General features: G+C 69.1%; 26 protein-coding genes and 1 riboswitch. Of the genes, 17 read left to right on the forward strand and 9 right to left on the reverse strand.

Features of this window, described 5'->3' with window-relative positions:
* Positions 1-42: 42 nt before the first annotated feature.
* The 3 genes from KF903_RS10555 to KF903_RS10565 all read right to left on the reverse strand — a co-directional run bounded on the left by KF903_RS10555 (position 43) and on the right by KF903_RS10565 (position 4,647).
* Positions 43-390, reverse strand: a complete 348-nt coding sequence (locus KF903_RS10555) for a PilZ domain-containing protein (protein WP_291214413.1) — start codon at positions 388-390, stop codon at positions 43-45.
* Positions 387-2,726 (reverse strand): DUF1631 family protein, encoded by a 2,340-nt coding sequence (locus KF903_RS10560; protein ID WP_291214415.1) that lies wholly within the window; start codon positions 2,724-2,726, stop codon positions 387-389. The genes KF903_RS10555 and KF903_RS10560 overlap by 4 nt, the downstream gene beginning before the upstream one ends.
* 97 nt (positions 2,727-2,823) lie before the next feature.
* Positions 2,824-4,647 (reverse strand): TonB-dependent receptor, encoded by a 1,824-nt coding sequence (locus KF903_RS10565; protein ID WP_291214417.1) that lies wholly within the window; start codon positions 4,645-4,647, stop codon positions 2,824-2,826.
* A 122-nt stretch (positions 4,648-4,769) separates the two neighbouring features.
* A riboswitch (cobalamin riboswitch) is annotated at positions 4,770-5,024 on the reverse strand.
* 144 nt (positions 5,025-5,168) lie between these two features.
* Between KF903_RS10565 and KF903_RS10570 the strand changes: the two genes are divergently transcribed.
* Entirely contained in the window at positions 5,169-5,609 is a 441-nt protein-coding gene (locus KF903_RS10570; protein WP_291214419.1) for a hypothetical protein, read from the forward strand.
* Positions 5,610-5,636: 27 nt separating this feature from the next.
* On the opposite strand, the gene hemW is transcribed toward KF903_RS10570, so the two are convergent.
* From hemW to rph, 4 genes are read right to left on the reverse strand one after another with little or no spacing between them, the layout of a single operon-like run.
* A complete protein-coding gene (gene hemW, locus KF903_RS10575) occupies positions 5,637-6,809 on the reverse strand; it encodes a radical SAM family heme chaperone HemW (RefSeq protein WP_291214421.1) in 1,173 nt (390 codons plus the stop codon).
* An 11-nt stretch (positions 6,810-6,820) separates the two neighbouring features.
* On the reverse strand, positions 6,821-7,417 hold the full coding sequence (rdgB, locus tag KF903_RS10580; protein ID WP_291214423.1) for an RdgB/HAM1 family non-canonical purine NTP pyrophosphatase: 597 nt from the start codon (positions 7,415-7,417) through the stop codon (positions 6,821-6,823).
* Complete coding sequence (locus tag KF903_RS10585; RefSeq protein ID WP_291214424.1) at positions 7,414-7,824, reverse strand: VOC family protein; 411 nt, start codon at positions 7,822-7,824, stop codon at positions 7,414-7,416. The genes rdgB and KF903_RS10585 overlap by 4 nt, the downstream gene beginning before the upstream one ends.
* A complete protein-coding gene (gene rph / locus KF903_RS10590; protein ID WP_291214426.1) occupies positions 7,821-8,549 on the reverse strand; it encodes a ribonuclease PH in 729 nt (242 codons plus the stop codon). Before rph ends, KF903_RS10585 begins: the two co-directional genes overlap by 4 nt.
* Positions 8,550-8,687: 138 nt before the next feature.
* On the opposite strand from rph, the gene KF903_RS10595 reads away from it, so the two are divergent.
* The 8 genes from KF903_RS10595 (at position 8,688) to KF903_RS10630 (ending at position 15,591) form a co-directional block, all read left to right on the forward strand.
* The gene (locus KF903_RS10595) at positions 8,688-9,551 is read left to right on the forward strand and encodes a YicC/YloC family endoribonuclease (RefSeq protein ID WP_291214428.1); all 864 of its coding nucleotides are present in this window, start codon (positions 8,688-8,690) and stop codon (positions 9,549-9,551) included.
* A 38-nt stretch (positions 9,552-9,589) separates the two neighbouring features.
* Positions 9,590-11,608: a serine hydrolase domain-containing protein gene (locus KF903_RS10600; RefSeq protein WP_291214430.1), complete on the forward strand. Its 2,019-nt coding sequence runs from the start codon at positions 9,590-9,592 to the stop codon at positions 11,606-11,608.
* An 80-nt stretch (positions 11,609-11,688) separates the two neighbouring features.
* The gene (gene gmk, locus KF903_RS10605; RefSeq protein ID WP_291214432.1) at positions 11,689-12,306 is read left to right on the forward strand and encodes a guanylate kinase; all 618 of its coding nucleotides are present in this window, start codon (positions 11,689-11,691) and stop codon (positions 12,304-12,306) included.
* A 95-nt stretch (positions 12,307-12,401) separates the two neighbouring features.
* Positions 12,402-13,298, forward strand: coding sequence for an ABC transporter ATP-binding protein (locus KF903_RS10610; RefSeq protein WP_291214434.1), 897 nt, complete (start codon positions 12,402-12,404; stop codon positions 13,296-13,298).
* Positions 13,295-14,071, forward strand: coding sequence for a lipid asymmetry maintenance ABC transporter permease subunit MlaE (gene mlaE, locus KF903_RS10615; protein ID WP_291214436.1), 777 nt, complete (start codon positions 13,295-13,297; stop codon positions 14,069-14,071). Before KF903_RS10610 ends, mlaE begins: the two co-directional genes overlap by 4 nt.
* A gap of 10 nt (positions 14,072-14,081) precedes the next feature.
* The gene (mlaD, locus tag KF903_RS10620; RefSeq protein ID WP_291214438.1) at positions 14,082-14,621 is read left to right on the forward strand and encodes an outer membrane lipid asymmetry maintenance protein MlaD; all 540 of its coding nucleotides are present in this window, start codon (positions 14,082-14,084) and stop codon (positions 14,619-14,621) included.
* A gap of 65 nt (positions 14,622-14,686) precedes the next feature.
* Positions 14,687-15,292, forward strand: a complete 606-nt coding sequence (locus tag KF903_RS10625; protein ID WP_291214489.1) for an ABC transporter substrate-binding protein — start codon at positions 14,687-14,689, stop codon at positions 15,290-15,292.
* Positions 15,292-15,591: an STAS domain-containing protein gene (locus tag KF903_RS10630; protein WP_291214440.1), complete on the forward strand. Its 300-nt coding sequence runs from the start codon at positions 15,292-15,294 to the stop codon at positions 15,589-15,591. The genes KF903_RS10625 and KF903_RS10630 overlap by 1 nt, the downstream gene beginning before the upstream one ends.
* A 75-nt stretch (positions 15,592-15,666) precedes the next feature.
* Here the strand turns inward: KF903_RS10630 and KF903_RS10635 are convergent, their stop codons facing one another.
* Positions 15,667-16,488 (reverse strand): VacJ family lipoprotein, encoded by an 822-nt coding sequence (locus tag KF903_RS10635; protein WP_291214442.1) that lies wholly within the window; start codon positions 16,486-16,488, stop codon positions 15,667-15,669.
* Between the two features lie 187 nt (positions 16,489-16,675).
* On the opposite strand from KF903_RS10635, the gene rpoZ reads away from it, so the two are divergent.
* The 3 genes from rpoZ to KF903_RS10650 all read left to right on the forward strand — a co-directional run bounded on the left by rpoZ (position 16,676) and on the right by KF903_RS10650 (position 19,638).
* Positions 16,676-16,969: a DNA-directed RNA polymerase subunit omega gene (gene rpoZ, locus KF903_RS10640; protein ID WP_291214444.1), complete on the forward strand. Its 294-nt coding sequence runs from the start codon at positions 16,676-16,678 to the stop codon at positions 16,967-16,969.
* 72 nt (positions 16,970-17,041) lie between these two features.
* Entirely contained in the window at positions 17,042-19,201 is a 2,160-nt protein-coding gene (locus KF903_RS10645; protein WP_291214491.1) for a bifunctional (p)ppGpp synthetase/guanosine-3',5'-bis(diphosphate) 3'-pyrophosphohydrolase, read from the forward strand.
* A gap of 53 nt (positions 19,202-19,254) precedes the next feature.
* Positions 19,255-19,638: a RidA family protein gene (locus tag KF903_RS10650; RefSeq protein WP_291214445.1), complete on the forward strand. Its 384-nt coding sequence runs from the start codon at positions 19,255-19,257 to the stop codon at positions 19,636-19,638.
* A gap of 22 nt (positions 19,639-19,660) precedes the next feature.
* Here the strand turns inward: KF903_RS10650 and KF903_RS10655 are convergent, their stop codons facing one another.
* Positions 19,661-20,227, reverse strand: coding sequence for a hypothetical protein (locus KF903_RS10655; RefSeq protein WP_291214447.1), 567 nt, complete (start codon positions 20,225-20,227; stop codon positions 19,661-19,663).
* An 82-nt stretch (positions 20,228-20,309) separates the two neighbouring features.
* On the opposite strand from KF903_RS10655, the gene recG reads away from it, so the two are divergent.
* The 5 genes from recG (at position 20,310) to KF903_RS10680 (ending at position 26,145) form a co-directional block, all read left to right on the forward strand.
* Complete coding sequence (gene recG / locus KF903_RS10660) at positions 20,310-22,448, forward strand: ATP-dependent DNA helicase RecG (protein ID WP_291214449.1); 2,139 nt, start codon at positions 20,310-20,312, stop codon at positions 22,446-22,448.
* Complete coding sequence (locus KF903_RS10665) at positions 22,449-23,195, forward strand: class I SAM-dependent methyltransferase (RefSeq protein WP_291214451.1); 747 nt, start codon at positions 22,449-22,451, stop codon at positions 23,193-23,195.
* Positions 23,192-24,136 carry a nucleoside hydrolase gene (locus KF903_RS10670; protein WP_291214453.1) on the forward strand — a complete coding sequence of 315 codons (945 nt, stop codon included), beginning with the start codon at positions 23,192-23,194 and terminating at the stop codon, positions 24,134-24,136. Before KF903_RS10665 ends, KF903_RS10670 begins: the two co-directional genes overlap by 4 nt.
* Before the next feature lie 168 nt (positions 24,137-24,304).
* Positions 24,305-24,547 (forward strand): type B 50S ribosomal protein L31, encoded by a 243-nt coding sequence (locus KF903_RS10675; protein ID WP_291214455.1) that lies wholly within the window; start codon positions 24,305-24,307, stop codon positions 24,545-24,547.
* Positions 24,548-24,852: 305 nt separating this feature from the next.
* Positions 24,853-26,145: a citrate synthase gene (locus tag KF903_RS10680; protein WP_291214457.1), complete on the forward strand. Its 1,293-nt coding sequence runs from the start codon at positions 24,853-24,855 to the stop codon at positions 26,143-26,145.
* Positions 26,146-26,177: the final 32 nt, after the last annotated feature.

The following is a 26,177-nucleotide window of genomic DNA, read 5'->3' on the forward strand; positions in this document are numbered from 1 at the left end:
GGGGTTCACCGCGACCGCGCGCGTGGCGCGCGCCGCCGCCGTTCACTCCACTTCTTCGGCCGTCTCCAGCCATTGCTGCAGCGCCGTTTCGTCGCGCTCGGAAATGTCGATGAAGTGGAAGCCGACCCATTGCTGCCCATGCACGGTGCCCGGTGCCGACCACTGCTGGTGGGCGCCGACGGCGACATTGTGCTCGAGCACGCCGTTGCCGAGCGTGAACGACAGTTGGTAGAGCGCATCCTCGACGATCGCCCGCTCGCTCACCACCATCATGCCGGTCAAGGACAGGTTGCCGAGGTGGCCGATGCGCTCGCCGGTCATCTGGTCGACGATGGCGATGGAATGATCCGGACGCTTGCGCGCCGCGCGGAATCTCTGCTGCGCGCTCATGCGGTCACCTCACCGATTGGCAGTGCGCTGCCGCGTGGCCGCAGCAGGTCGACGATCGCCTTCCAGGCGCGATCGACGAAGCGGCCGCGTTCGACCGGCGCGACGCGGGCACGGCCACAGGCCATCTCGCGCGCCAGCAGTTCCAGCGTCAGATCCTCGATGCGCGCGCCGCGCTGGTTGACGAACAGGCAGTTGCCGGTCATCGGCGAGAACCACGCCAGCTTGCGCCGCACGGTTTCACCTTGGGTGTTCTTGGTGAACTCGAACCAGGTGCCGAAGGCGGTGCGCATGATCTGGTCGAGCATCTTTTGCTCGGCCGCGCTGAGTGGCGTGGCCGGCTTCTCGGGCCGCTTGGCGGTTTCGCCACCAAGCCGGGGCTTCTCCTGCAGCGCCTTGTCGATGCGTTCGAGTTGCGCCAGCGCCGCATCGGTGGGCGCTTCGGCGAACAGGTTGTCGAGCAGGCCGTTGACTTCATCCTCGTGCAGTCCGACCGCAGCGAGGTGGGTCGCCGCTTCGCGCCGCAGCTTGGTGTCCTCGACACTGCCGCCGAGCGGGCGCATGCCGCGCGCGACCAATTCGGCCGCGACATCGAGGCATTGCATGAACTCGGCGCTGCTGGCGCCGCCACGCAACGCGCTCAGTGCCAGCGCGTCGGTCCAGGTCTCTTCCAGCAGCGTGCGCAGGCGCGGCGAGGGCGAGCGGTTCTTGAGCAGGCCGGTGACCGCGGCGCGTGCGGTTTCGCGCGCGAGTTCGAGGCGATCGCGGCCCTTGGCGGCTTCCACGTGGCGCCGCTCGGTCGCATCGGCACGCCGCATCAGCAGCTTGAGGTGCTGGTCCAGGTCGTGCGCCATGCTCTCGAACACGGCCGGATCGCCGTTGAACGAGGACGACACCTGATCGACCACCATGCGCATCTTTTCGGCGAGTTCGGGGTCGGCGTCGGCGTCGTCGAGCCAGCGTTCACTGGTCTCGGCAATCGTGTTGATGAGCTCGCGCGCAGGATGGTCACGGCGGGTGAAGAAGGTCTTGTCGGTCAGCGCCGCGCGCAGCACGGGCACGTGCAATTGCCCGACCAGCGGGCGCGCCATGCTGTCCTCGCGGATGTTGCGCGTGACGTAGTCGAACAGCATGTTGATCAGTTCGACCGTGTCCTGGTCCTCGCCGGCCAGACCGACCGCGCTGCCACGCTCGCCGGCGCTGCGCAGCTTGACCGCAAGCGTGTTGCGGAAGCGTTCGGCGTCGTAGCGGCGACCGCCGCCGGCGGCGGCGTCGCGCTGCATGGCGCCGAGCAGCTGCTGCAGGTCATCCTTGGCGATCGACGGCACGCGTGCCGTCGGCGTCGCCGCCGTGGGCCCCTGCACGCGGCGACGCGCCGCGAGCAGGTTGCGCAGCGTCGAGAACTGCGGTGCTTCGGCCGCCGCTTGCGTGGTCGGCGGCAAGCCCGCGGCGGCGCGCGCCTGCGCGGCGATGCCCTGCGGCGCGGGTGGCATCGCCGGCGCGCCCGGCTCGGCAGGCGCGGCCTGGTCCGCTGGCGCACCCTCGCCCTTGGCGGCGTCGACCGGCTTGGCGGCTTTTTTGGCCGCCGACTCGGCCTCGGCTTCGCCGGCAGCGCCGCTTCCCGGCGCACGAAAGCCCAGTTTCAGGGTGGGCAGGATGCCCTCGCCGCAGAGCCATTGGTTGAGACTGTCGTAGAAGCGCGACAGCTCGGCCAGGGCGAAACGGTCGAACTGGCGATAGGCCAGCACGCGATATTCAAGCCCGAGGTCGATCCCGCCGAGCGCGCTGCGCATGGCTTCGCCCAGCGCCACCGGACCCAGCGGCATCGGCTCGTGGTCGGGCGAAATGGCCGCGATCACGGCAAGCCGATGCGCGAAGGCATGCAGTGGCTGGCTGCTGCGCATCTCGGCGCGCGCGGCCACTTCGCGCAGCGCCAGGTCTTCCTCGAGCACGGCCGCATCGACCAGTTCGAGCGCGGCACGCCGGCTGCCGGGACCGGCAGCCCGCAGTGGCGGTTCGTCAGCGCGGCGGATCGCCGCCAGCGAACCCTCGATGCTGCGCAGGAAGCGCGGCGCGATCAGGCTGCGGCTCTCCTTGAAACTGCGCAACGCCTCGAAGTGCTGCTGTTGCTCGCCGCTGTTGCCGGCGCGCTCAGCCATCTGGAAGATCGTGTTCTCGATGTCGGCCAGCGCCTGTTCGAGCGTTGGTGCAAACCACTCGCGGGCGCGCTTGAGCAGGCCCTCGCACAGCGTGCGCACGCGCACCGGCAGATCGCGGCGACTGGCAAGTGTCGACGCCGCGCTGCCGGGCTTTTCACCGAACTTGACCGAACCGTTCATTGTTGTCCCCGCGTCCTTCGCGCCCCTGCATCATCGCGCCGTCGACAGCGCGATTTACGCATTCTTGCATGCAGGCCGGCACGCGAACAGGGGTGGCTCAGGGGCGCCAAACCACCTGCACGAAGGCCGAGCGGCCCGGCACGTTGTAGCCGTGGACGACCACATAGTCGCGGTCGGCGAGGTTTTCCAGCCGCGCATTGAGGCTCCAGGCCTCGTTGAACGCATAGCGGGCGCGCAGGTTCAGCACCGTATAGCCGCCGAGCGTGACATTGCCGATGTCGTTGCGGTGGCCGTTGTAGAGGATCTCGGCACCAATGTTCACCTGCTCGCCGAGCGCCCGTTCGATGACCAGCGAACCCTTGTCGCGGGCGCGGCGCAGCAGCCGCTGCCGCGTATCGGCGTTGCGGGCCCGCTCCCAGGTCCAGTTGGCGACGGCCGCCCACGGGCCCTGCCGCAGCTCGTAGCCGAGTTCGGCGCCATCGATGGCGGCGTGCGCGATGTTGATGGCCTGGTTCTGGTCGCCGGTGAAGCTGATGAGGTCGTTGATGCGCGTCGAATACAGGCTGGCCTTGGCGCGCTGCGACGCATCGGGCGTGAACTCGAGCCCGACCTCGGCGCTGCGCGAGCGCTCCGGCTGCAGCGCCGGGTTGCCTGCGTACCAGCCGCCGTAACCGGGATCGTGCAACTCGTTCATCGTGGGTGCGCGGAAGCCCTGACCAAAGCTCGCGTAGCTGCGCCACGCATCGCCCAGTCGCCAGCCCAGCGCCAGGGCGCCGGTGCCGGTGCCGCCCCACGCGCTGCTATCGTCGTAGCGGCCCGACAGCTCACTGTCGAGCGCACCCCAGCGGGCGCGCCAGCCGGCGAACAAGCCGGTGTCGTGGCGCTGGTCGCGCACGCGCGCCGCGCCGGCGAACAGGTCGAGCGACTCGCCTTCCTCGTGCGTGTAATCGAGGCCGGCGATGAGCTGCTGCTGTTCGCCCAGGGCGATCTCGTTCTGCCAGCTGACATTCCAGCGGCGGCTGCGGTAGGCCGAGCCGTAGGCCGGCGTGGTCAGATCCTCGCGTGCCGCGCCGGCGCCCAGATGGTGCGTCCAGTTGTCACCGAGCGCGCCGTCGAGCGTGACGCCGCCGACCTGGTTGATGACGTTGGTATAGCCTTGGTCGAATTGCGACTGGCCCTGGCTGCGGTAGATCGAGCCGGCCAGCAACTGGCCGCCGAAGCGGTACGCGGCACGTGCGGCGAGATTGCTGTTGCGGTAGCCATCGGCGTCCGGGTCGTAGCTGCAGTAGGGGTCGTTGGGTCCATTGCACAGGCTCGGATTGGTCGCCGAGAAGCCGCGCACGTGGCGTGCGCCGACCTGCACGCTGTAACCCTCGTCGCCATTCCAGTGGCCGATGCCGGCATTGCCGTCGGCGTCGTGCCAACTGCCGTAGCCGAGTGCAACGCGCGGCCCATCGAGGCGGCGCGTGAAGATCTGGATCACGCCGCCGATCGCATCGGCGCCCCAGTAGCTCGCGCGCGGGCCGCGCACGATCTCGATGCGTTCGATGGCGTCGAGTGGCAGTTGCTCGAAGGTGAAGCCGCCCGTGGTGGCCGAGGCCGCGCGCACGCCGTCGATCAGCACCAGTGCCTGGTTGGCGTTGGTGCCGCGCAGGAACAGCGCCGTCTGCGCGCCGGCGCCGCCGGTGCGGTAGATGTCCACGCCGGCCTGCAGACGCAACAGGTCGTACACGTCGCGCGCGACGCTGGAGTCGATCTCCTCGCGCGTGATCACGCTGACATCAGCCAGCGTCGCGTCGATCGCGACCGCAACCCGCGACGCGGTGACCTGCACGGTCGGCTGTTCGCTGATGTCGTCCGCGTGCAGCGGCATGGACAGGACGGCCGCAATGGCCGCAGTGAGGAAGCACACGCACTTCATGGGATTCTCCTTCGCACACCCGCGTAAACCAGGGCAGCGAAGGTCGGGAACGTGCGCGGACGACAGGCGTCCGAGCCCGCCCGTTGCCCACCGCAACGCCTGGAGCATGACCCGCACGCCGGCGGCGCGCGGGGATCCCAGGCCGGTCTCCGGGCTCGCGGGCGGCTGTCGGCTGTGGCCGACAGCCAGGGCGGATCGCCTTCCCATCGCGTCGCGACAGTGGCTTTCGATCCACCCCGGTCCGCTTACCGTTGCGGGGGCAGCGCCGGATTTGGCCTTGCGCATGGGTTCGGGTCGAACGCATGACGACGGGCCGCACCGGCTTCCCGTTTCATCCGCCGCAGCAAGCGGCAGACACCTGAGAGGGGCGCAAGTGTAGCGGCTCCGCCGCGACGCCGCATCGCCAGCCGGCGCGCACCGGTTTGACGCCGGTCAAGGTCAATGATGCGACTGCGGATCATTCTTGTTGGCCGGTCGGGCGGCACATGCCGCCGCCGGGCCGCGGTGATGGAGGATGCGTGATGATCGAGTGGTATGGCTGGATCCAACTCGTGCACCTGGCCTGCGCGATCGTGTTCGCCGGCGCGGTGACGTTCGAGGTGGTGATCCTCGAATCGCTCCACGCGTCGCTCGGCGCGGCCGAAATGGAGCGCATCGAGGGCCTGATCCTGCGTCGCGCGCGTCGCGTCATGCCATTCGCGGTCGCCCTGCTGTACCTGTCGGGCGCGGCGATGTTCGAGGTCAAGTGCGCTGGCGGTGCCTGCCTGGGTTCGCGCTTCGGCCTCATGCTCGGACTCAAGGTGCTGCTTGCGCTCGGCGTGCTCGGCGTGTTCCTCAGCACGATGTGGGCGGCACTGCGCGGCCGCATGGACCCGTGCCGCTTCCGCCGCACGCATCGCAGCGTGCTCGTGCTGATGATCGGCATCGTGTTCCTGGCCAAGGCGATGTTCCTGCTCGCCTGAGCCGGCGCCGCGCGCCCGCGCGGGCCGTCACGGGCGGTCGGGCAGGAACAGTTCGATCACGTCGTTGAGGAAGCGGCGACCGGTTTCGCTGGCGGCGATGCGCGCGGGGTCGTCGGCCAGCCAGCCACGTGCGTGCGCGCGCTGCAGCGTGGCTGCGATGGCCGTGTCATCGAGCCCCGTGCGCTGCGCGAACAGCGCGCGCGGCACGCCGGCGTTCAGGCGCAGCGCATTGAGCATGAACTCGAACGGCAATTCGCGCGTGGCGATCGCGCTCGAGCTGCCGAGCGCCTCACCGTTGGCAGCGTGCTGCAGGTAGCTGCGCGGCAGCTTGTACTTGCTGGTGCGCACGCTGCGCCCGGACGCCGGTTCGCCGAGTTTGCCGTGCGCGCCGGCGCCGATGCCCAGGTAGTCGCCAAAGCGCCAGTAATTGAGGTTGTGCTCGCACTGGCGCCCGTCGCGGGCGTAGGCCGACACCTCGTACTGGGCGTAGCCGGCCGCTGCGAGCGCCTGCTGGCAGGCCTCCTGCATGTCCCAGGCGGCGTCTTCATCGGGAACCTTGGGCGGGCGCACCGCGAACAAGGTGCCCGGCTCCAGCGTGAGCTGGTAGTGCGAGATGTGCCGTGGTGCCAGCGCGATCGCGCGCCCGACGTCGGCCAGTGCGCCGGCGAGCGACTGCTCGGGCAGCGCGTACATGAGGTCGAGGTTGATGTTGGCGACGCCGGCATCGTGCGCGGCACGGACCGCGGCTTCGGCCTCGGCCGCCGAATGGATGCGACCGAGCCGGCGCAGCTTGTCGTCGTCGAAGCTCTGCACGCCGAAGCTGATGCGGTTCACGCCGGCGGCCAGATAACCCTCGAAGCGGCCATGTTCGATCGTGCCGGGATTGGTCTCCAGCGTGATCTCGGCGCTTGCCGGCAAACCGATGCGCGCGGCGACGCCATCGAGGATGCGCGCGATCGCCGTCGGCGCGAACAGGCTCGGCGTGCCGCCACCGAAGAACACGCTGTGCAGCGATCGCCCGGCGACCGCCGCCGCGTGCTCGCGCAGGTCGCGGTCGAGGTCGGTCAGCAGCGCGGCGACGTAGTCGTCGACCGGCAGCGCACCGTGCTGCGTGTACGAGTTGAAGTCGCAATACGGGCACTTCTTCACGCACCACGGAATGTGGATGTAGAGCGACAGCGGCACGGCGGACGGCGACATCGTGGCGTGCTTCAGGCGTGGCGCACGAGCAGTGCATGCAACCGCGCCAGCGCCTGGCCGCGGTGGCTGCTGCGGTTCTTGGTGGCGGCATCGAGTTCGGCGGCGCTGCGCCCGCCGCCGTCGTCGGGCAGGAACACCGGATCGTAGCCAAAGCCCTGTGCACCGCGCGGCGCATGCAGGATCGTGCCTGGCCAGCGGCCCTCGGCGAGCAGCGGCGCCGGGTCGTCGGCCGCGCGCAGCAGCACGATCGAGCAGTGGAAATGCGCCTGCCGCCGGTCCGCCGGCACTTCGCGCAGTGCGTCGAGCAATTTGGCGATGTTGGCTTGCGCATCGCCGTGACCGCCGGCATAGCGCGCCGAGTGCAGGCCCGGTGCGCCAGCGAGCGCGGCCACGCACAGGCCCGAGTCGTCGGCCAGCGCGGGCAGGCCGCTCGCCCGCGCGGCATGGCGGGCCTTGGCCAACGCGTTCTCGATGAAGGTCGACGCGGTTTCAGGCGCATCGGCGATGCCCAGTTCAGCCTGCGGCACGAGTTCGATGCCGGTGTCGGCGAGGATCGCGCGCATTTCGGCCAGCTTGCCGCGATTGCCGCTGGCGAGCACGAGCCTCATGGCGCGGTCACGCGCGCGCGGGGCTGGATCAGGTCCCACCGGTTGCCGTACAGGTCGCGGAACACGACCACGGTGCCATGCGCCTCCTCGCGCGGCGGCGTCTCGCAGGCGACGCCGGCGGCGACGAGCCGGGCGTGGTCGCCGGCGAAATCATCGGTGTGGAGGAACAGGCCGACGCGGCCGCCGTGCTGGTGACCGACACAGGCCAGCGCCTCGGACGTGGTGGCGCGTGCCAGCAGCAGGCTGAAGCTGGCGTCGCGCGTTGGCGCCATGCGCACCCAGCGCTTGCCGTGGTCGAGCGCGCTGTCCTCGAGCACGACGAAGCCGAGCGCACGCGCATACCAGGCGATTGCCTCGTCGTAGTCGCGCACCAGCAGCGCGATGTGCGCGATGTGGCGCGCGTTCATTGCCCCAGCGCGGCGCGCTGCAACGCGCACAGTTCGCTGATGCCGTTGCCGGCCAGTGCCAGCAGCGCGTCGAGTTCGTCGCGGCGGAAGGCATGGCCCTCGGCCGTACCCTGCAGTTCGATGAAGCCACCGCCATCGTTCATGACGATGTTCATGTCGGTGTCGCAGGCCGAATCCTCGGCATAGTCGAGGTCGAGTACCGGTACACCGCGGTAGATGCCAACCGAAACGGCGGCGACGGCGCCGAAGATCGGTTCGCGTTTGAGCGAGCCGCGCGCCTTGAGCCAGTTGACGGCATCGACGAGCGCCACATAGGCGCCCGTGATCGCGGCTGTGCGCGTGCCGCCATCGGCCTGCAGCACGTCGCAGTCGAGCGTGATCGTGCGCTCGCCCAATGCCTGGCGATCGATGCAGGCACGCAGGGCGCGGCCGATGAGGCGCTGGATCTCCATCGTGCGGCCGCCCTGGCCGCCGCGCGCCGCCTCGCGTTGCGTGCGCTGGCCGGTGGCGCGCGGCAGCATGCCGTACTCGGCCGTGACCCAGCCCTCGCCCTTGCCGCGCAGGAACGGCGGCACCTTGTCCTCGACACTGGCCGTGCACAGCACCCGGGTGTCGCCGAAGCTGACCAGCACCGCGCCTTCGGCATGGCGTGTGTAGTGACGCTGGAGGGTGACGGTGCGCAGCGCATCAGCGGCGCGACCGCTGGGTCGGGAGAAGGTGGACATGGCAAGCCGATCCAACGAAAGGACGGCGAGTCTAGCGCATCGTGCCGGCGACACCGCCGGCGCGCGGCGCAGGATCAGCCGGGCGCTTCGCCACGCCGCGATGGCATACTGCAGTCCGCTCCTTGCCACGGAATCGCCATGTTGCGCAGCATGACTGCCTTTGCCAGCGCCGAGAGTGACGCCGCGCACGGCACCTTGTCGATCGAGATGCGCTCGGTCAACCATCGCTACCTCGAACTGGGCCTGCGTCTGCCCGACGAGCTGCGCGCGCTCGAGTCGCAGGTGCGTGAGCGCGTCGCCGCCCGGCTGGCGCGCGGCAAGGTCGACCTTGGGCTGCGCTACAGGCCCACCCATGCCAATGCCGAGGCGATCGCGGTCGATGAGGGCTACGTGGCACGGTTGGCCGACACCGCGCAGGCGCTGGCGGCGAAGTTCCCGCAGCTCAACGTCGACTTCGTGTCGCTGCTGAACTGGCCTGGCGTGTTGCGCGACCACGAGCTCGATCAGGATGCGCTCGGCGCGGCCGCGCTCAAGCTGCTCGATCGCGCCCTCGAGGACATGGTCGCCACGCGCGAACGCGAAGGTGCGCGCCTGGGCGGCTTCCTGCGCGAGCGGCTCGACACGATCGAAGGCCTCGTTGCCGAAGTGCGCGGCCACCTGCCCGAGGTGCGCGCCGCGCTGCGCGCCAGGTTCGAGGCGCGACTGGCCGAACTCAAGCAACCGCTCGATCCCGGTCGGCTCGAGCAGGAAGTGGTCATGCAACTGCAGCGCATCGATGTCGACGAGGAGCTCGACCGGCTGGCGGCGCACATCGCCGAGGCGCGCCGCGTGCTGCTGCTGCGCGAGGCGGTTGGCCGGCGGCTCGATTTCCTCATGCAGGAGTTCAATCGCGAGGCCAACACGCTTGGCTCCAAGGCGGCCGATCCGCGCACGACCAAGGCCGCAGTCGAGCTCAAGGTACTGATCGAACAGATGCGCGAACAGGTGCAGAACCTGGAATGACACGACACGGCGTTGCCGGGGCAGACGGGGAGAGCGGCATGAACAAGCTGGGAATGGGTTTGCTGGCAGCTCTCGCGCTGGCACTGGCGGCCTGTCATGGCAGCGCCGTGCGCAAGCCGGGTCACGCAGCCGAGGCGGCGCGCGCGCCAGCGAGCGACAGCGGCGAGTCCCTTGCGGCCGATACGGAGCAGCTCACGATCGGCGGCAATGCGTTCATCGCCCCGCAGGACTGGCGCGTCCACCGCGCGGCGCCGGTCGTGATGCTGACCGCGCCCGAAGGCGATTCGCGCCTGGCCCTGGTGGATGTCGCGGGCGCCGACGCCGACGCGGCGGTGGCCGCGGCGTGGGCGGCGTATCCGGGCGGTGCGCGCTGGCCGCTCAAGTCGGCCAGCGACGTGCCGGCACGCGATGGCTGGCGGCAAATGCGCCTGTACAGCTACGAAACATCGGCCAACGAGCAGCGCGTGGTGCTCGCCATGGCGCTGCGCGCCGACGCCGCCTGGACCGTGGTGATCTATGACATGAGCGCGGCCACCGGCGAGAAGCGCAGCGCGCAGGTCAAGCTCGTGCTCGACCGGCTGCTGCCCAAGGGCCACAGTCGCGAGTCGTTCGCCGGCAGGACGCCCCATGCGCTCGACGCCGCGCGCGTGGACGAACTCAAGCGCTTCGTCGAAGACGCGCGGCGCGAACTCGAGGTGCCGGGTGTCGCGATCGGCATCGTGCAGGACGGCAAGGTCGTGTTCGCCGGTGGCTTTGGCGTGCGCGCACTGGGCCAGGCGGCGCCGGTCGATGCCGACACGCTGTTCATGATCGCGTCCAACACCAAGGCGCTGACCACGCTGATGCTGGCCAAGCTGGTGGCGCAGGGACGGCTGGATTGGGATACGCCGGTCACGCGGATCCTGCCGCAGTTCCGCCTCGGCGATGCCGACACCACGCGCCGGGTGCTCGTGCGGCACCTGATCTGCGCCTGCACGGGGCTGCCGCGCCAGGATCTGGAGTGGCTGTTCGACAGCGACGGCGCCAGCCCCGACAGCGTGCTGCGCACGCTCGCCACGATGCAGCCGACCAGCGCGTTCGGCGCGCTGTTCCAGTACTCCAATCCGATGGCGGCCGCGGCCGGCTACGCCGGTGGCCATGTGGAGTTTCCGGGGCTTGAGCTGGGCGCCGCCTACGATGCGGCGATGCAGTCGCTGGTGTTCGATCCGTTGTCGATGCATTCGACCACGTTCGACTATGCACGCGCGCTGCGCGGCAACCACGCGCTGCCACACGGACTCGATGTCGATGGCCATACCGTCGCGGCCAGCATGGACCTCAACTACACGGTGATCCCGGCGCGACCGGCCGGCGCGGCCTGGAGCAGCGTCAACGACATGCTGCGCTACGTGCAGATGGAACTGGCCCAGGGCCGGTTGCCGGATGGCACGCGCTACATCGATGCCGCGCCGCTGCTCGAGCGGCGCAAGGCGCAGGTCGCTCTGGGCAAGGACGCGGTGTATGGCATGGGCCTGATGGTCGACCACACCTGGGGCGTGCCGGTCGTGCACCACGGTGGCGACCTGCTTGGCTTCCACTCCGACATGCTGTGGTTGCCCGATGCCAACGTCGGCGCCGTCATCCTGACCAACTCCGATCCGGGGGTGTACCTGCGCGGGCCGTTCCAGCGCCGCCTGCTCGAGGTGCTGTTCGACGGCGAGCCGCAGGCGGCGGCCAACGTTGCGGCGGCGGCAGCGCGCCAGCGCAGCGAGCTGCAGGCCGAACGCAAGCGCCTGCAGGTGCCGGCCGATCCGACTGCCGTGGCCGCGCTCGCGGGGCGCTACCACAGCGCGGCCCTCGGCGACCTCGTGGTGCGGCAGGTCGACGCGGCGACGTGGTTCGATTTCGGCGCCTGGCGTAGCGAAGTCGCTTCGCGGCGCAACGATGACGGCAGCGTGTCGTTCAGCACGATCTCACCAGGCAACCACGATTTCGAGTTCATCGTGACGACCGAGGGCGGCCGGCGCGGCCTCGTGCTGCGCGATGCCCAGCACGAATACGTGTTCGTGGCGCAATGAGCGGCCCGACCCGCGCTGCCGGTTGACGCGGCGCCGGTCGGCTGCTTTCATCCTCGCCCCCTTGCACAGGCCGGTGCGGCGTGAGCGGAACCCTCTACATCGTCGCGGCGCCCTCGGGCGCGGGCAAGACCAGCCTCGTCAACGCGCTGCTCGAGCGCGCACCGGACATCGCCTTGTCGGTGTCCTACACCTCGCGCCTGCCGCGTCCGAACGAGGTCGATGGCCAGCACTACCACTTCGTGTCGCGCCAGATGTTCGAGCAGATGGCGGCGCGTGGTGCGTTCTACGAGTACGCCGACGTGCACGGCGATCTCAAGGGCACTTCGCGCGAGGCGGTCGAACCGCTGCTGGCGCAGGGGCGCGACGTACTGCTCGAGATCGACTGGCAGGGCGCGGCGCAGGTGCGCGCGGCGCATCCGGGCAGCGTGAGCGTGTTCATCCTGCCGCCGTCGCGCGCCGAACTGGAGCGGCGCCTGCGCGCGCGCGCCTCCGACAGCGCGGCGACGATCGCGCGGCGGCTGGCCAACTCGCGCGAGGAAGTCGCCCATGCGGCGGACTTCGACTACATCGTCGTCAACGATGACTTCGCCGCCGCATTGGCCGAGCTGCATGCGATCGTGTGCTGCCAGCGGCTGCGCGCGGTGTTGCAGCTGCGCCGCCATGCCGCGCTGCTCGACGACCTGTTGAAGGCCGACTGAAGCGCTGCCATGGGCGATCGCCAGCGCGGCGTCGGATCGGCTAAGGTAGATCGTTGGTGCCGTCGTGCGGACGGCCGCGGCAAGGGGAGTCCCGTTTGAGTCCACAGCCAGCCAGCCCCGTCGATGAGGCCTTCGTGCAGGTGCGCGGACTGCGTACCGTGCTTGGGCGCAAGACCATTTTCGATGGCGTCGATCTCGACATTCCGCGCGGCAAGGTCACCGCAGTGATGGGGCCCAGCGGCTGCGGCAAGACCACGCTGCTGCGCCATCTCACCGGACAGCGGCGTCCCGACGCGGGTTCGATTCGCATCGACGGGATGGATGTGACCGGGCTGTCGCGGCAGGCGCTGTTCGAGCTGCGCGAACGCATCGGCTACCTGTTCCAGAACTCGGCGCTGCTGACCGACTACGACGTGTTCGAGAACGTGGCCTTTCCGCTGCGCCAGCACCTGCGGCTGCCCGAGGAAATCATCCGCAACATCGTGCTGACCAAGCTCGAGGCGGTTGGCCTGCGCGGTGCCGCCGGCCTCATGGCGAGCGAACTGTCGGGCGGCATGATGCGGCGCGTGGCGTTGGCGCGCGCGATCATCCGCGATCCGATGCTGATCCTCTACGACGAACCGTTCGTCGGCCTCGACCCGATTGCGCTCAATCAGGTGCTGCGCCTGATTCGCACCCTCAACGACACGCTCGGTGTCACCAGCATCCTCGTCGCGCACGAGTTCTCGGCGGTGGCGCGCGTGGCCGACCTCGTCTACCTGTTGGCCGGTGGCAAGATCGTTGCGCATGGGCCGCCGCAGGCCCTGCGCGACGATCCCTCGCCGTGGACGCGCCAGTTCTTCGGTGGCGAGGCCGATGGTCCGGTGCCGTTCCAGTACCCGGCGCGTGACTACGCTGCCGACCTCGGTTTCGCGGCGGACCACCCGTCGGCGCCGTCGGCCGCGGCGCGGCAGGCGGCCGCCACGACGCGCGCGGCGGAGCCCCGGGCATGAGCGCGCAGCTGCGCCGCGGCATCGTCGCCGGCATCGCCGACGGCTTGGCGCGTATCGGTGCGCATGGCCTGTTTCTGTTGCAGATCCTCGCGGCATTGCCGGCGAGCCTGCGCCACTACCGCGAGACCGTGCGCCAGATCTGGTTCACCGGCGCGATGAGCCTCGTCATCATCATGACCTGCGGCCTGTTCGTCGGCATGGTGCTCGGCCTGCAGCTCTATTACGTGCTGTCGATCTTCGGCGGTACCGCGGCGCTCGGCACCGTGGTGTCGCTGTCGCTGTACCGCGAGCTCGGACCGGTGGTGACGGCGCTGCTGTTCGCCGGTCGTGCCGGCACCTCGATCACGGCCGAGATCGGGCTCATGCGCGCCACCGACCAGCTCGCCGCAATGGAGATGATGGCGGTCGACCCGATCGCCTACGTCGCCGCACCGCGTTTCCTCGCCGGCATCGTGGCGATGCCGCTGCTGGCCTGTGTGTTCAATGCGCTCGGCATCTTCGGCGCCCACTTGGTCGGCGTATCGTGGCTGGGTCTCGACAACGGCACGTTCTGGTCGAACATGACCTCGAGCGTGGACGTGTGGACCGACGTGATCAACGGCGTATGGAAGAGCGTGGCGTTCGGCGCGGTGGTGGCGCTGATCGCGGTGTTCCAGGGCTACACCACGGCGCCGACCAGCGAGGGCGTGGCCTACGCCACCACGCGCACGGTGGTGTTTTCCTCGATCGTCGTGCTGGCGATCGATTTCGTGATGACCGCTTTCCTGATGTGAGACCGTGCCCATGGCGCAGCGACGTTCCTACCAGATCGGCTCCGGCCTGTTCATCCTGCTCGGCTTCGCCGCGTTGGCGTATCTCGCGACGCAGACGACCTCGATCGCCAATTTCAGCCAAGGCCCCAGCTACACGCTCAACGCGCGCTTCACCAACGTCGGTCAGCTCAAGCTGCGCGCGCCGGTCAAGATCGCCGGCGTGCGCATCGGCTCGGTGGAGTCGATCGAGGTCGATCCCGAGCGGCTCGATGCGAAGGTGCGGCTGTCGGTCGACAAGCGCTACCACGAGATCCCCGATGACTCCTCGGCGGCGATATTCACCAGCGGTTTGCTGGGCGACCAGTACATTGGAATTCAGGCCGGCGGCTCGCCCGACATGTTCAAGGATGGCGATGAGTTCGTGCTGACGCAGTCGTCGATGCAGCTGGAAGACCTGATCGGCAAGTTCCTCGTCAATGGCGCACCACCGGCCAAGCCGGCCGATGCGGCCAAGACCGATGGTGGGGACACCGGCAGCGAGCATCCGGCCGCGACCCCCAAGAAGTCCTGATCGAACACGGAGGCTCCATGTTGTTGCGCAAGCTCGGTTTCGTATTCACGGTCCTGGTGCTGGCGATGGCGGCGCCGCGGCTGCTGGCCGACACTGCCCAGCCCACGCCCGACCAGGTCGTGCAGGGCATTGCCGATGATCTGGGCAAGGCCGTCGACGGTCGCAAGGAAGAGCTGCGGCACGATCCGGAAAAGCTCATCAAGCTGATCGACGGGCTGTTCCTGCCGCACTTCGACATCGACTACGCTTCGATCCTCGTGCTGGGGCCCTACGCGCGCACGGCGACCCCCGCGCAGCGCGCGCGCTTCGCCAAGGCCTTCTACAACTCGATCGCGCACCGCTATGCCGAGGGCCTGCTCAACTACACGCGCGGTCGCGTGCGCGTGCTGCCGAGCAAGGGTGACCTCAGCGACAAGCGCACCATCGCGCGCACCCAGGTCGTGCTCGACGACGGCAAGACCGTCGCCGTCGACTATGCCTTCCGCAAGACGCGCGACGGCGAATGGAAGGCCTACGACGTCATCATCGAGGGCATCTCCTACGTCACCAACTACCGCAATCAGGTCAGTGCCGAGATCGCCAAGTCGAGTCTCGACGCGCTGACCACGCGGCTGGAGACGCAGGGCGACAAGGTGCTCGAAGCGATGGACAGCGCGCAGCGGGGCGGTTGATGGACGCCGCGTTCGCGATCGAGCGCGGCAGCGATGGCCTGCGCCTGCGTGGCCGGTTGGGCTTTGACAACGCCGCGGCGGCGACACCGCGCTGGCGCGAGCTGGTTGCCGGCGCCGTGGCGACCGCCGACGTCGATGCGGCAGGACTGCAGCGCTGCGACAGCGCCACGCTCGCCGTGCTGCTGGCGTGGGCCGCGCATGCCAGCGCCGCCGGCACGCGCCTGCGTTTCCGCAACCTGCCGCCTGAGCTGCTGGCGCTGGCGCGGCTGTGCGGCACCGAGGACTTGCTGCAGGCTTGAGCGAAGGCCGGCGTCTGCGCCGCGCGGCGCCGGTGCGGGCGCGACCCGCGACCCGCGACCCGCGACCCGCAGCCGTCAGTGCCGCTGCGGCTGCTGCTGGCGCTGCTCGTATTCGTGCTGCTGCTGGAGCAGCTCGTCGATATCGACGTCGTCGACGCCCTGCATGTGCTCGATCACGTCATCGGGCGGTTCGCCGTGGTAGATCTCGTACAGGCGCCGCTGGCGATACGCATCGCGATAGAACACGTAGGGGTCGTAGATGCCTTCCAGCAGACCCTCGGCGTCGATACCGCGCGAGCGCAGCGTGACCAGATAGGCCAGTTGCGGCGAGTACTGGCTCAGGAACCAGCTGTCGTTGCGCCGGCCGTACCAGTACAGCGGGTCGAAGAACTGGTCGACCGGCATGCGCCAGATGTCGCGCGCCGTGGTCGGTCCCACCAGCGGGATCACGAGGTAGGGCCCCTCGGGCACGCCCCAGCGCGCCAGCGTCACCCCGAAATCGGTTTCATCCGGCGTGAGCTTGAGCTCGCTGGCCGGATCGAACAGGCCGAGTATGCCGACCGTGGTGTTGACCACGAAGCGTCCGCTGTTGCGCAGCGCCGCCTTGGGCTCGACCTGCAGCACGTCGTTGACGATCGTGATCGGCATCTTGACGTTGGCGAAGAAGTTCGCGATGAGGCGCCGGGTGGTGTCGTTGGTGAGCTTTCGATAGGTCACCGCCACGGGCCGGATCACCGCCTTGTCGGCGGCGTCGTTGAACACGTACATCTTGCGATTGAACTTCTCCAGCGGATCGTCCGTGCGCGGCTTGGCGATCGTGCAGCCGGTGGCGAGCAGCGCCAACAGCACCGCGATGCCCGCGCAGCGGGGCAGGATATGGGTTGGGTTGTAAGCCATTGGATGTCTTTGCGCCGCGCCGTTGCCGGCACCTGCCGGGTTGTCCCTTCCGCGGCGCAAGGCTACGCGAAAACGTTGCTGCAGTGCAGCCTCGGCGCCATCCTGATTGCACTGCACAACGGCGCGGGGCTACAATGCGCGTCCGTAAAGCCATGAATTGGCTTTGATTTTACCGGAGATTTCCCCGATGGCGCGGATTACCGTGGAAGATTGCCTCGAAGTGGTCGACAACCGCTTCGAGCTCGTGTTGATGGCGACCAAGCGTGCGCGCCAGTTGTCCAAGGGCGTCGAGGCATCGATCGATGCCGAGAACGACAAGCCGACCGTACTCGCGCTGCGCGAGATCGCCGAGCGCAAGGTCGACCAGGCGATGATCGACGAGATCGACCGCCAGGAGCGCGAGCGCAAGGAGCGCGAGGCGCTGGAGTGGGCGGTGGCCGAGGTCGACGACGATCTGGGCAAGGGCGGCGACGACCTGTGATGCGCGAGCGACACGCGTACGGCCCAGCCACGCACGCAGCGTGACGCGGCGGCTCGCGGCATGGCCCTTTTCATGCCCCGGCGCGCAGCAGCGCGCAGCAAGCCCGGTGCAACGCCTGATTACGTTCGGGCGCTCGAACAGCAACTGTCCCGCTATCTGCCGCGCCAGCAGATCGCGCGCGTGCGCCGCGCCTACGAAGTGGGCGCCGCCGCGCACGCGGGACAGACTCGCCAGACCGGCGAGCCCTACATCACCCATCCGGTGGCGGTGGCCGGCATCCTTGCCGAGCTGCGGCTCGACGCCGAGACCATCATTGCCGCGATCCTGCACGACACGCTCGAGGACACCGAGCTGACGCGCGAGGCGATGGGGGCCGAATTCGGCATGCCGGTGGTGGAACTCGTCGAGGGCGTCACCAAGCTCGACAAGGTGCGTTTCCGCAGTCGCCAGGAAGCCGACGCCGAGAGCTTCCGCAAGATGCTGCTGGCGATGGCGCGCGACCTGCGCGTCATCCTCATCAAGCTGGCCGACCGCTTGCACAACATGCGCACGCTCGGTGCGAAGGAAACCCAGTCACGGCGGCGCATCGCGCGCGAGACGCTGGAGATCTACGCGCCGATCGCGCAGCGGCTGGGCATGAACCGCTTCAAGGCCGAGTTGCAGGACCTGGGCTTCCGTGCGCTCTACCCGGACCGCCATCGCGTCATTTCGGCGCGCATCAAGGCCATGCTCGGCAATCGCCGCGAGGCGATGACGCGCATCGAGGAGGCGCTGCATGTGCGGCTGACCGCCGACAAGCTGCGCCATCGCATCGTCAGTCGCATCAAGTCACCGTGGAGCATCTACGACAAGATGCGCGCCGAGCAGAAATCGCTGGCGCAGGTGATGGATGTGTACGGCTTCCGCATCGTGCTCGACAGCGTGCCGCACTGCTATCAGGCGCTGGGTTCGGTGCATGGCCTGTACAAGCCGCTCGACGGCCGCTTCAAGGACTTCATCGCGATTCCCAAGGCCAACGGCTACCAGTCTCTGCACACGGTGCTGTTCGGGCCGTTCGGTGCGCCGATCGAGATCCAGATCCGCACCGAGGACATGGATGCGATCGCCGATCGCGGCGTGGCGGCACATTGGGCCTACAAGACCGCCGCAGCGCCAGCCAACAGCGCGCAGTCGCGCGCACGCGAATGGCTGTCGGGTCTGGTCGATCAGGAGAGCGACACCCACTCCTCGATCGAATTCATCGAAAACGTCAAGGTCGACCTGTTCCCGGACGAGGTCTACCTGTTCACGCCCAAGGGCAAGATCCTGTCGCTGCCGCGCAACGCGACCGCGCTGGATTTCGCCTACTTCGTGCACACCGACGTCGGCAACCATGCGGTCGCCGCCCGTGCCGACAAGAAGCTCATTCCGCTGCGCGCGCCGCTCAGCAGTGGCCAGACCGTGGAAATCGTCACCGCGGCGTCGGCGGCGCCGAGCCCGCAATGGCTCGACTGGGTGGTGTCGGGCCGCGCGCGCACCGCGATCCGCCACCATCTCAAGCGCCTGCAGCACGAGGACGCGGTCGAGTTCGGCCATCGCATGCTCGATCGCGCGTTCACCGCGCTGGGCACCTCGCTCGAGGCGGTTCCCACGGCGGTCCTGGAGCACTACCTCGCCGAGCAGAAGTACAAGCGCTTCGAGGAACTGCTGGCCGACATCGCGCTCGGCAACCGGGTGGCCGACACCGAGGCGCAGGCGCTGCTGCTGGCGCATGGCGACCACCCGCACGCGGCCCGCGTGGCCAGTGGCGAGAAGATCCTCATCAACGGCAGCGAACGCGGCGTGCTGACCTTCGCCAATTGCTGCCACCCGGCGCCCGGCGACGACATCATGGGCTATCTGTCGGCCGGCAAGGGCATCGTGGTGCATCGCCTGGAGTGTCCCAACGTGCCCGAGCTGCGCAAGGCACCCGAGCGCTGCATCGAGATGGGATGGGCCGCCGACGTGCAGGGCGACTACCGCGTCGAGCTGCGCATCGATGTCGCCAACAAGCCCGGCGTGCTGGCCCAGGTCGCCGCCGCCATCGCCGAGGCGAGTTCGAACATCGAGAATGTCGAGTACAAGGAACGCGACACCGAAACCGCCACGCTGCTGTTCACGATCGAGATCGCCAACCGCAAGCACCTTGCCGACGTGATCCGCCACGTGCGGCGCCTGCATGTGGTCAACACGGTGCGTCGCTATCCACTGTAGGCAGCCGTGCTTGCTATGCTGTGCGCCCTTTCTTGCCCGCACAGGACCACGACATGACGCGCAGCATCGTGCACAGCGACCAGGCCCCCAAGGCGATCGGCCCGTACTCGCAGGCGGTCCGTGTCGGCAACACGCTCTACATGTCCGGGCAGACGCCCTTGGATCCGGCGACCGGCAAGCTCGTCGATGGCGACATTGCCGCCCAGGCGCGGCAGGTGTTCGAAAACCTCAAGGCGGTGCTCGCCGCCGCGGACGCCGGTTTCGGCAACGTGGTGCGGGTGGGCATCTACCTCACCGATCTTGGCAACTTTGCCATTGTCAACGAGACGATGAAGCAGTATTTCCGCGAGCCGTACCCGGCACGCTCGACCATCGGCGTCGCCGCGCTGCCGCTCGGTGCGCAAGTCGAGATCGACATGGTCGCCGTATTCGAGTGACGCGCGGGCGCGCCGTGGCGACTCAATGCAGCTGCACGAACAACAGGCTGATGTAGAGCAGCATGTGCGCGAGCGAGGCGACCGCGACGGTTGCCTGCACGGCCACGCGCGGCGACACGAACCCCGGCACGGCGGCGACGAGCCAGAACAGACGCAGCAACGTGTCGACGTCGTGCAGCGGCACGTCGCCGACCAGCATCCACTGCTGCAAGTACGAGGCGAGCGGGACCAGGCCCAGCAGCGCGTAGAACGGCCGCCGCCGCGCGATGAACTCGCGCACCAGTGTGGCGCCGTCGAGGTGCAGGTCCGCCGGCAGCACCAGATACGACAGCACGTAGATCATCGACGGCAGCACCATGAAGGTGACGTACGAGAAATACGTCCAATCCTCGATGCGCCGCCATTGGAAGGAAATCCACCAGATCTGCAGGCTGCCGAGCAGGAGCGTGGCGACGAGCGCCATGATCCACCACGCCGGCGCGAGCGAACGCCCGTCGCGCACGAGGCGCGCGATGCCCGACAGCAGCTGTGTCACGGCCAGGCCGATGATGATCGACAGCAGCACGGATATGTATTCGAACTCGGTCATTGCGCGCGGTCCCCGTGGCGTGCTGCGAATGCTACACGCGCGCACTGCGCGCAGCCGCGGCGTGGCTTGTTACGCTAGCGGCATGCCGCGTACTTCGCCCGCACCATCGCCGGCCGCTTTCGCCGACGCCGGCCTCGCCCCGGTCGGCACCTTGGCCGGCGTCGGCCCGTCGCTGGCGGCCAGGCTCGACCGAATCGGGATCCGGCATCTGCAGGACCTGTGGTTCCACCTGCCGCTGCGCTACGAGGATCGCACGCGGCTGACGGCAATCGCCGACTTGCGCGTCGGTGCGAGCGCGCAGGTGCTCGCTACGGTCGACGCGGTCGAACGCGGTTTCCGCTATCGGCCGCAGTTGCGCGTCGCGCTGGTCGATGCATCGCAGCAGACGCTGACGCTGCGCTTCTTCCATTTCCAGCGCGCGCAGGTCGAGCGTTTCACCCCCGGCGCGCGCGTGCTGTGCTTTGGCGAGGTACGCCAAGGCCAATACGGGCCCGAGATCATCCACCCCGAATATCGCCTCCTGGCCGAGGCGGCGCCGCTGCAGCTCGAGGACCGACTCACGCCGGTGTATCCGACCACCGAGGGCATTGGCCAGCGGCGCATCGGCGAACTCGTCGCGCGTGCGCTCGAGCGGCTGCCGGAGGCGGCGGCGCTCGAGCTCATCCCGGCTGCGCTGTGCCACGAGGCCGGACTCGCCTCGCTGCGCGCCTGCCTGCTGGTCCTGCACCGGCCGCCACGCGACGCCGACGTGGCCGCGCTGCTGGCCGGTACCCACCCGGCGCAGGGTCGCCTCGCCTTCGAGGAATTGCTGGCCCATCACCTGGGTCTGCGCGAGCTGCGCGACCGCGTACGCAGGCGACGGGCACCGGCCCTGTGTGGCAACCAGGGTCTGCCGCAGCGCCTGCTGGCCGCGCTGCCGTTCGCCCTGACGGCCGCCCAGCAGCGGGTGGTCGCGCAGATCGATGCCGATCTGGCGGAGGCGACGCCGATGCTGCGCCTCGTGCAGGGCGATGTCGGTTCGGGCAAGACCGTGCTTGCGGCGCTGGCGGCGGCGCGCGCGATCGACGCCGGCGTGCAGGTGGCGCTGGTGGCGCCGACCGAGCTGCTGGCCGAGCAGCATCGGCAGACGCTGCGCGCCTGGTTCGAGCCGTTCGGCGTCGAGCCGGTATGGCTGGCCGGCAAGGTCAGCGGGCGCGCGCGCAGCAGCGCGCTCGCCGCGGTGGCAGCCGGCGCGCCGCTGGTGATCGGCACCCATGCCCTCATGCAGGAGGCGGTGGTGTTCAGCCGGCTCGGCCTCGTCATCGTCGATGAACAGCACCGATTCGGCGTGCACCAGCGCCTGAGCTTGAGCGAGAAGGGACGCCACGGCGATCGCGTGCCGCACCAGCTCGTGCTCACCGCGACGCCGATCCCGCGCACGCTGGCGATGGCCGCCTATGCCGACCTTGACGTGTCGGTGGTCGACGAGCTGCCGCCCGGGCGCACGCCGGTCCGCACCGTGCTGGTGGCGGCGTCGCGCCGCGGCGAGGTGGTCGAGCGCATTCGCGAGGCCTGTGGACAGGGTCGCCAGGCCTACTGGGTGTGCACGTTGATCGAGGAGGCCGACGAGGCAGACGCTGCGCGCGGTCGCAGTCGCGACGCGCAGGCGGCGCAGGTCGCCTGGCAGGAGCTGGCGCTGGCGTTGCCGGGGCTGCGCGTCGGTCTCGTCCATGGCCGCCTCAAGCCGCGCGAGAAGCAGGCGACGATGCAGGCGTTCAAAGCGGGCGAACTCGACGTGCTGGTGGCGACGACCGTGATCGAGGTCGGCGTGGACGTGCCCAACGCGAGCCTCATGATCATCGAGAACGCCGAACGGTTGGGTCTGGCGCAGTTGCACCAGTTGCGCGGTCGCGTCGGTCGCGGCGCGCAGGCTTCGAGCTGCGTGTTGCTGTACCAGCCGCCACTGTCGGCCCTCGCGCGGGCGCGGCTGCAGGTGCTGCGCGAAACCAACGACGGCTTCCGCATTGCCGAACGCGACCTCGAGTTGCGCGGGCCGGGCGAAGTGCTCGGCACGCGCCAGACCGGCGCAGTGGAATTCCGCATTGCCGACCTTGCCCGCGATGGCGAGTTGCTGCCGCTCGTGCAGCGGATCGCCACCCGCCTGCGCGAGCGCGACCCGGCCGCCGCGCAGCGCATCGTGGCGCGCTGGGTCGGCAGCACGATCCACTACGCGGGGGCCTGAATGGCCGGATTGCGGCAGTTGCGCCAGGCGTTGGCGGTGCTCGAGCCGGGGGCGCTCGCTTGCAGTGGCGCCCGCTGCCCGCTGTGCGGGCCGACGCTGCTCGTGCGGCTGAATCGTTCCGAGCAGGGGGTGCGCTGCGTCCGCTGCGGGGCCAGCCCGGTGCATCTGGCGCTGGCCGCGGCGCTGCACGCGAGCGGCATCGACCTGGCCGCGTGCGATGCCTACGAGCTGTCGGCCCGCGGCCCGCTGGTAGCCTGGCTGCGGCGCCACGCGCGCAGCCTCACGGTGTCGGAATACCTGCCCGAACTCGCTGCCGGCGCAGTGCGCGACGGCGTGCGCAACGAGGACGTGCAGCGGCTGAGTCTTGCCACCGCTTCGTTCGACCTCGTCACCCACACCGAGGTGCTCGAACACGTGCCTGACGATGCGCGCGCGCTGGCCGAACTGCACCGCGTGCTGCGGCCACGCGGCTGGATGGCGTTCACCGTGCCGCTGCACGATGGCGCGCACACGATCGAGCGCGCACGGCTGCGCGATGGCCGCATCGAACACCTGTTGCCGGCTGCCTGGCACACCGACCCGCTGCGTGGCGGCGCCGGTATCCTGGTTTGGCGCGACTACGGGCGCGACCTGCCCGCGCGCGTGCGCGCGGCCGGTTTCGGCCATGTGGCCGTGCACCGGCCTGCCGCCAGCGTGGCCTGGTTCGTGCCGCGTGCCGTCATCATTGCCCGCAAGGAGGGCCCATGACTCCATCCCGCCTGCACCTGCTCATCGACACCGACCCCGGGGTGGACGATGCCCTCGCGATCCTGATGGCGCATGCGCAGGCCGAGGTGGCCGCGCTGACCGTCGCTGCGGGCAACGTCGGGCTTGCGCATACGGTCGCCAACGCCCTCAAGCTGGTCGAACACGCCGGCGCGGCGACGCCCGTGCATGCCGGCTGCGCCACACCGCTGGTGCTGCCGGCGGCCGATGCCGCCTTCGTCCACGGCAGCGACGGTTTTGGCGATGTCGGCTATGTGCCCGCGTCGACTCGCGCCAGCGCCGAACATGCGGCCAATGCCATCGTTCGCCTTGCGCGCGAACGGCCCGGCGAGCTCACACTGGTGGCGCTGGCACCGCTGACCAACCTCGCTCTCGCGCTGCGTCTGGATCCGGCCCTGCCGACGCGCATTCGCCGGCTCGTGGTGATGGGTGGCGCGGTGACCGGGCGCGGCAATTTCGAGCGTGTGCCGACCGAATTCAACATCGGCTTCGATCCGGAAGCGGCCCATGTGGTATTCGCCAACTGGCCGCAGTTCGAACTGGTCGACTGGGAAGCCTGCGTGCGCCATGCGTTGCCGTTTGCGCGCTTCGACGCGCTGCTGGCGGGTGCTGGTGAGCGGGCGCGCTTCTACGCGGCGATCAGCGCCAAGGCGCGCGCGTTCAACGCCGCCAACGGCCGCGGCGGCATGGTTGTGGCCGATGCATTGGCGATGGCGGTGGCGCTGGAGCCCGCGCTGGTGCGCCGGGTCGAACGGCGCCATGTCGGCATCGAACTCGCCGGCACGCTCACGCGCGGTGCGACCGTGGTCGACTGGGAGGGGCGCAACGGGCAGGCACCCAACGCCAGTATCGTTCTGGAAGTGGACCAGGCGCGCTTCGAGGCGCTGGTCGCGCGCGGACTGGGACTGGCACAGGCCACCTGAGCGGCGGAGCGGCACCGCCACTGCGGTCGGACGGCGAGCGGCCCGGATGGCGGCGCGGATGCGGGCCGGCCCACGGGCCCGGCACGATCCCGCCACGATTGCGTGGCGCAGCCCGTGCCCGCTACAATGCCGCTCTTTTGTCGCGGGCGTTCCCGCGGAGCTGACCCCATGAAAGCCGACATCCATCCCAACTACAAGCCCGTCGTGTTCCAGGACATCTCGACCGACTTCGCGTTCCTCACCCGTTCGACGATGACGAGCAAGGAAACGATCAAGTGGCAGGACGGCGCGGAGTATCCGCTGATCAAGGTGGAAATCTCCAGCCACTCGCATCCGTTCTTCACCGGCAAGCAGAAGATCGTCGATACGGCCGGCCGCGTCGACAAGTTCCGCCGCCGCTACGCCAAGTAAGCACGCTGCCCAGCGCCGGTCGCGCCGCGCGAGCGCGCCGAACCGGGCCGCGTGCGTCATGCGCGGCGCAGGGGCCGCGATCCACTGCGTTGTTCTCGACCTGACGCCGGCCCGTGCCGGCGTCAGGCGTTGGCGCGGGCGTACTTTGGTCGCAGGCGTGACCATGCGCATGCGTGCGGTGCCGCGACGCATGCGATAATGGCGGTCTTGTCGCGATGGTCCGAACCACCGCGCGCCTGTACCTGTTGCGGGGCGATGGCCGTGCGCGGCCGCGCTGCCTGCAGTCAATCGAAGGAAATCCCGCCGTGTCCGACAAAACCGTCACCCTGACCGATTCCGCCAGCAACCACAGCACCGTCCTGCCGATCGTGAGCGGCAGCATGGGCGCACCAGCCATCGACGTCGGCAAGCTCAACAAGGACACCGGCTACTTCACCTTCGACCCGGGCTTCGTCGCCACCGCCGCGACGCGCAGCGCAGTGACCTACATCGACGGCGACAAGGGCGTGCTGCTGTACCGCGGTTACCCGATCGAGCAGCTGGCCAAGCAATCGAGCTTTCTCGAGGTCGCCTACCTGCTCATGAATGGCGAACTGCCCGACCAGGCCCAGTTCAGCACGTTCGAGCACGAAATCACGCATCACACGATGATGCACGAGGCGCTCAAGAACTTCCTGCACGGATTCCACTACGACGCCCATCCGATGGCGATGCTGTGCGCGTCGATCGCCTCGCTGTCGGCGTTCTACCACGACACGCTCGACCTCAATGATCCCGAGCAGCGCCGCCTGGCCGCGATCCGCCTGCTGGCCAAGATGCCGACGATCGCCGCCGCCGCCTACCGGTATTCGATCGGCTGGCCGATCCGCTATCCGCGCAACAACCTCGAATACGTCACGCGCTTCCTGCACATGATGTTCGAGGTGCCGAGCGAGCCGCTCAACCTCAGCCCGGTGGTCGCCAAGGCGCTCGACCTGCTGTTCATCCTGCACGCCGACCACGAGCAGAACGCCTCGACCTCGACCGTGCGCCTGGTTGGCTCGACCGGCGCCAACCCGTATGCCTGCGTCGCCGCCGGCATCGCCGCGCTGTGGGGGCCGGCGCATGGCGGCGCCAACGAGGCCGTGCTCAAGATGCTGGCCGAGATCGGCGATGCGAAGAACGTCGGCAACGCGGTGGCCAAGGCCAAGGATCGCAATTCGGGCTTCCGCCTCATGGGCTTCGGTCATCGCGTGTACAAGAACTTCGATCCGCGCGCGACGATCATCCGCGAGATGTGCCACAAGGTGCTCGACGACCTGCACGTGAGCGACCCGCTGCTCGACGTGGCGATGGAGCTGGAGCAGGCCGCGCTCAAGGATTCCTACTTCATCGAGCGCAAGCTCTACCCGAACGTGGATTTCTACTCGGGCATCATCTACAAGGCGCTCAACATCCCCACCGAGATGTTCACGGTCATGTTCGCGATCGCGCGGACGGCGGGTTGGGTGTCGCACTGGCTCGAGCAGCACGTCGATCCCGAGACCAAGATCGGCCGCCCGCGCCAGATCTACACCGGCGCCACGCCACGCGACTACGTCGCCCTCGGCAAGCGCTGAGCCGCGACCGGCGGCCACGCCCCACACCGATG

The organism is Dokdonella sp. (assembly GCF_019634845.1).
GTDB lineage: Bacteria > Pseudomonadota > Gammaproteobacteria > Xanthomonadales > Rhodanobacteraceae > Dokdonella_A.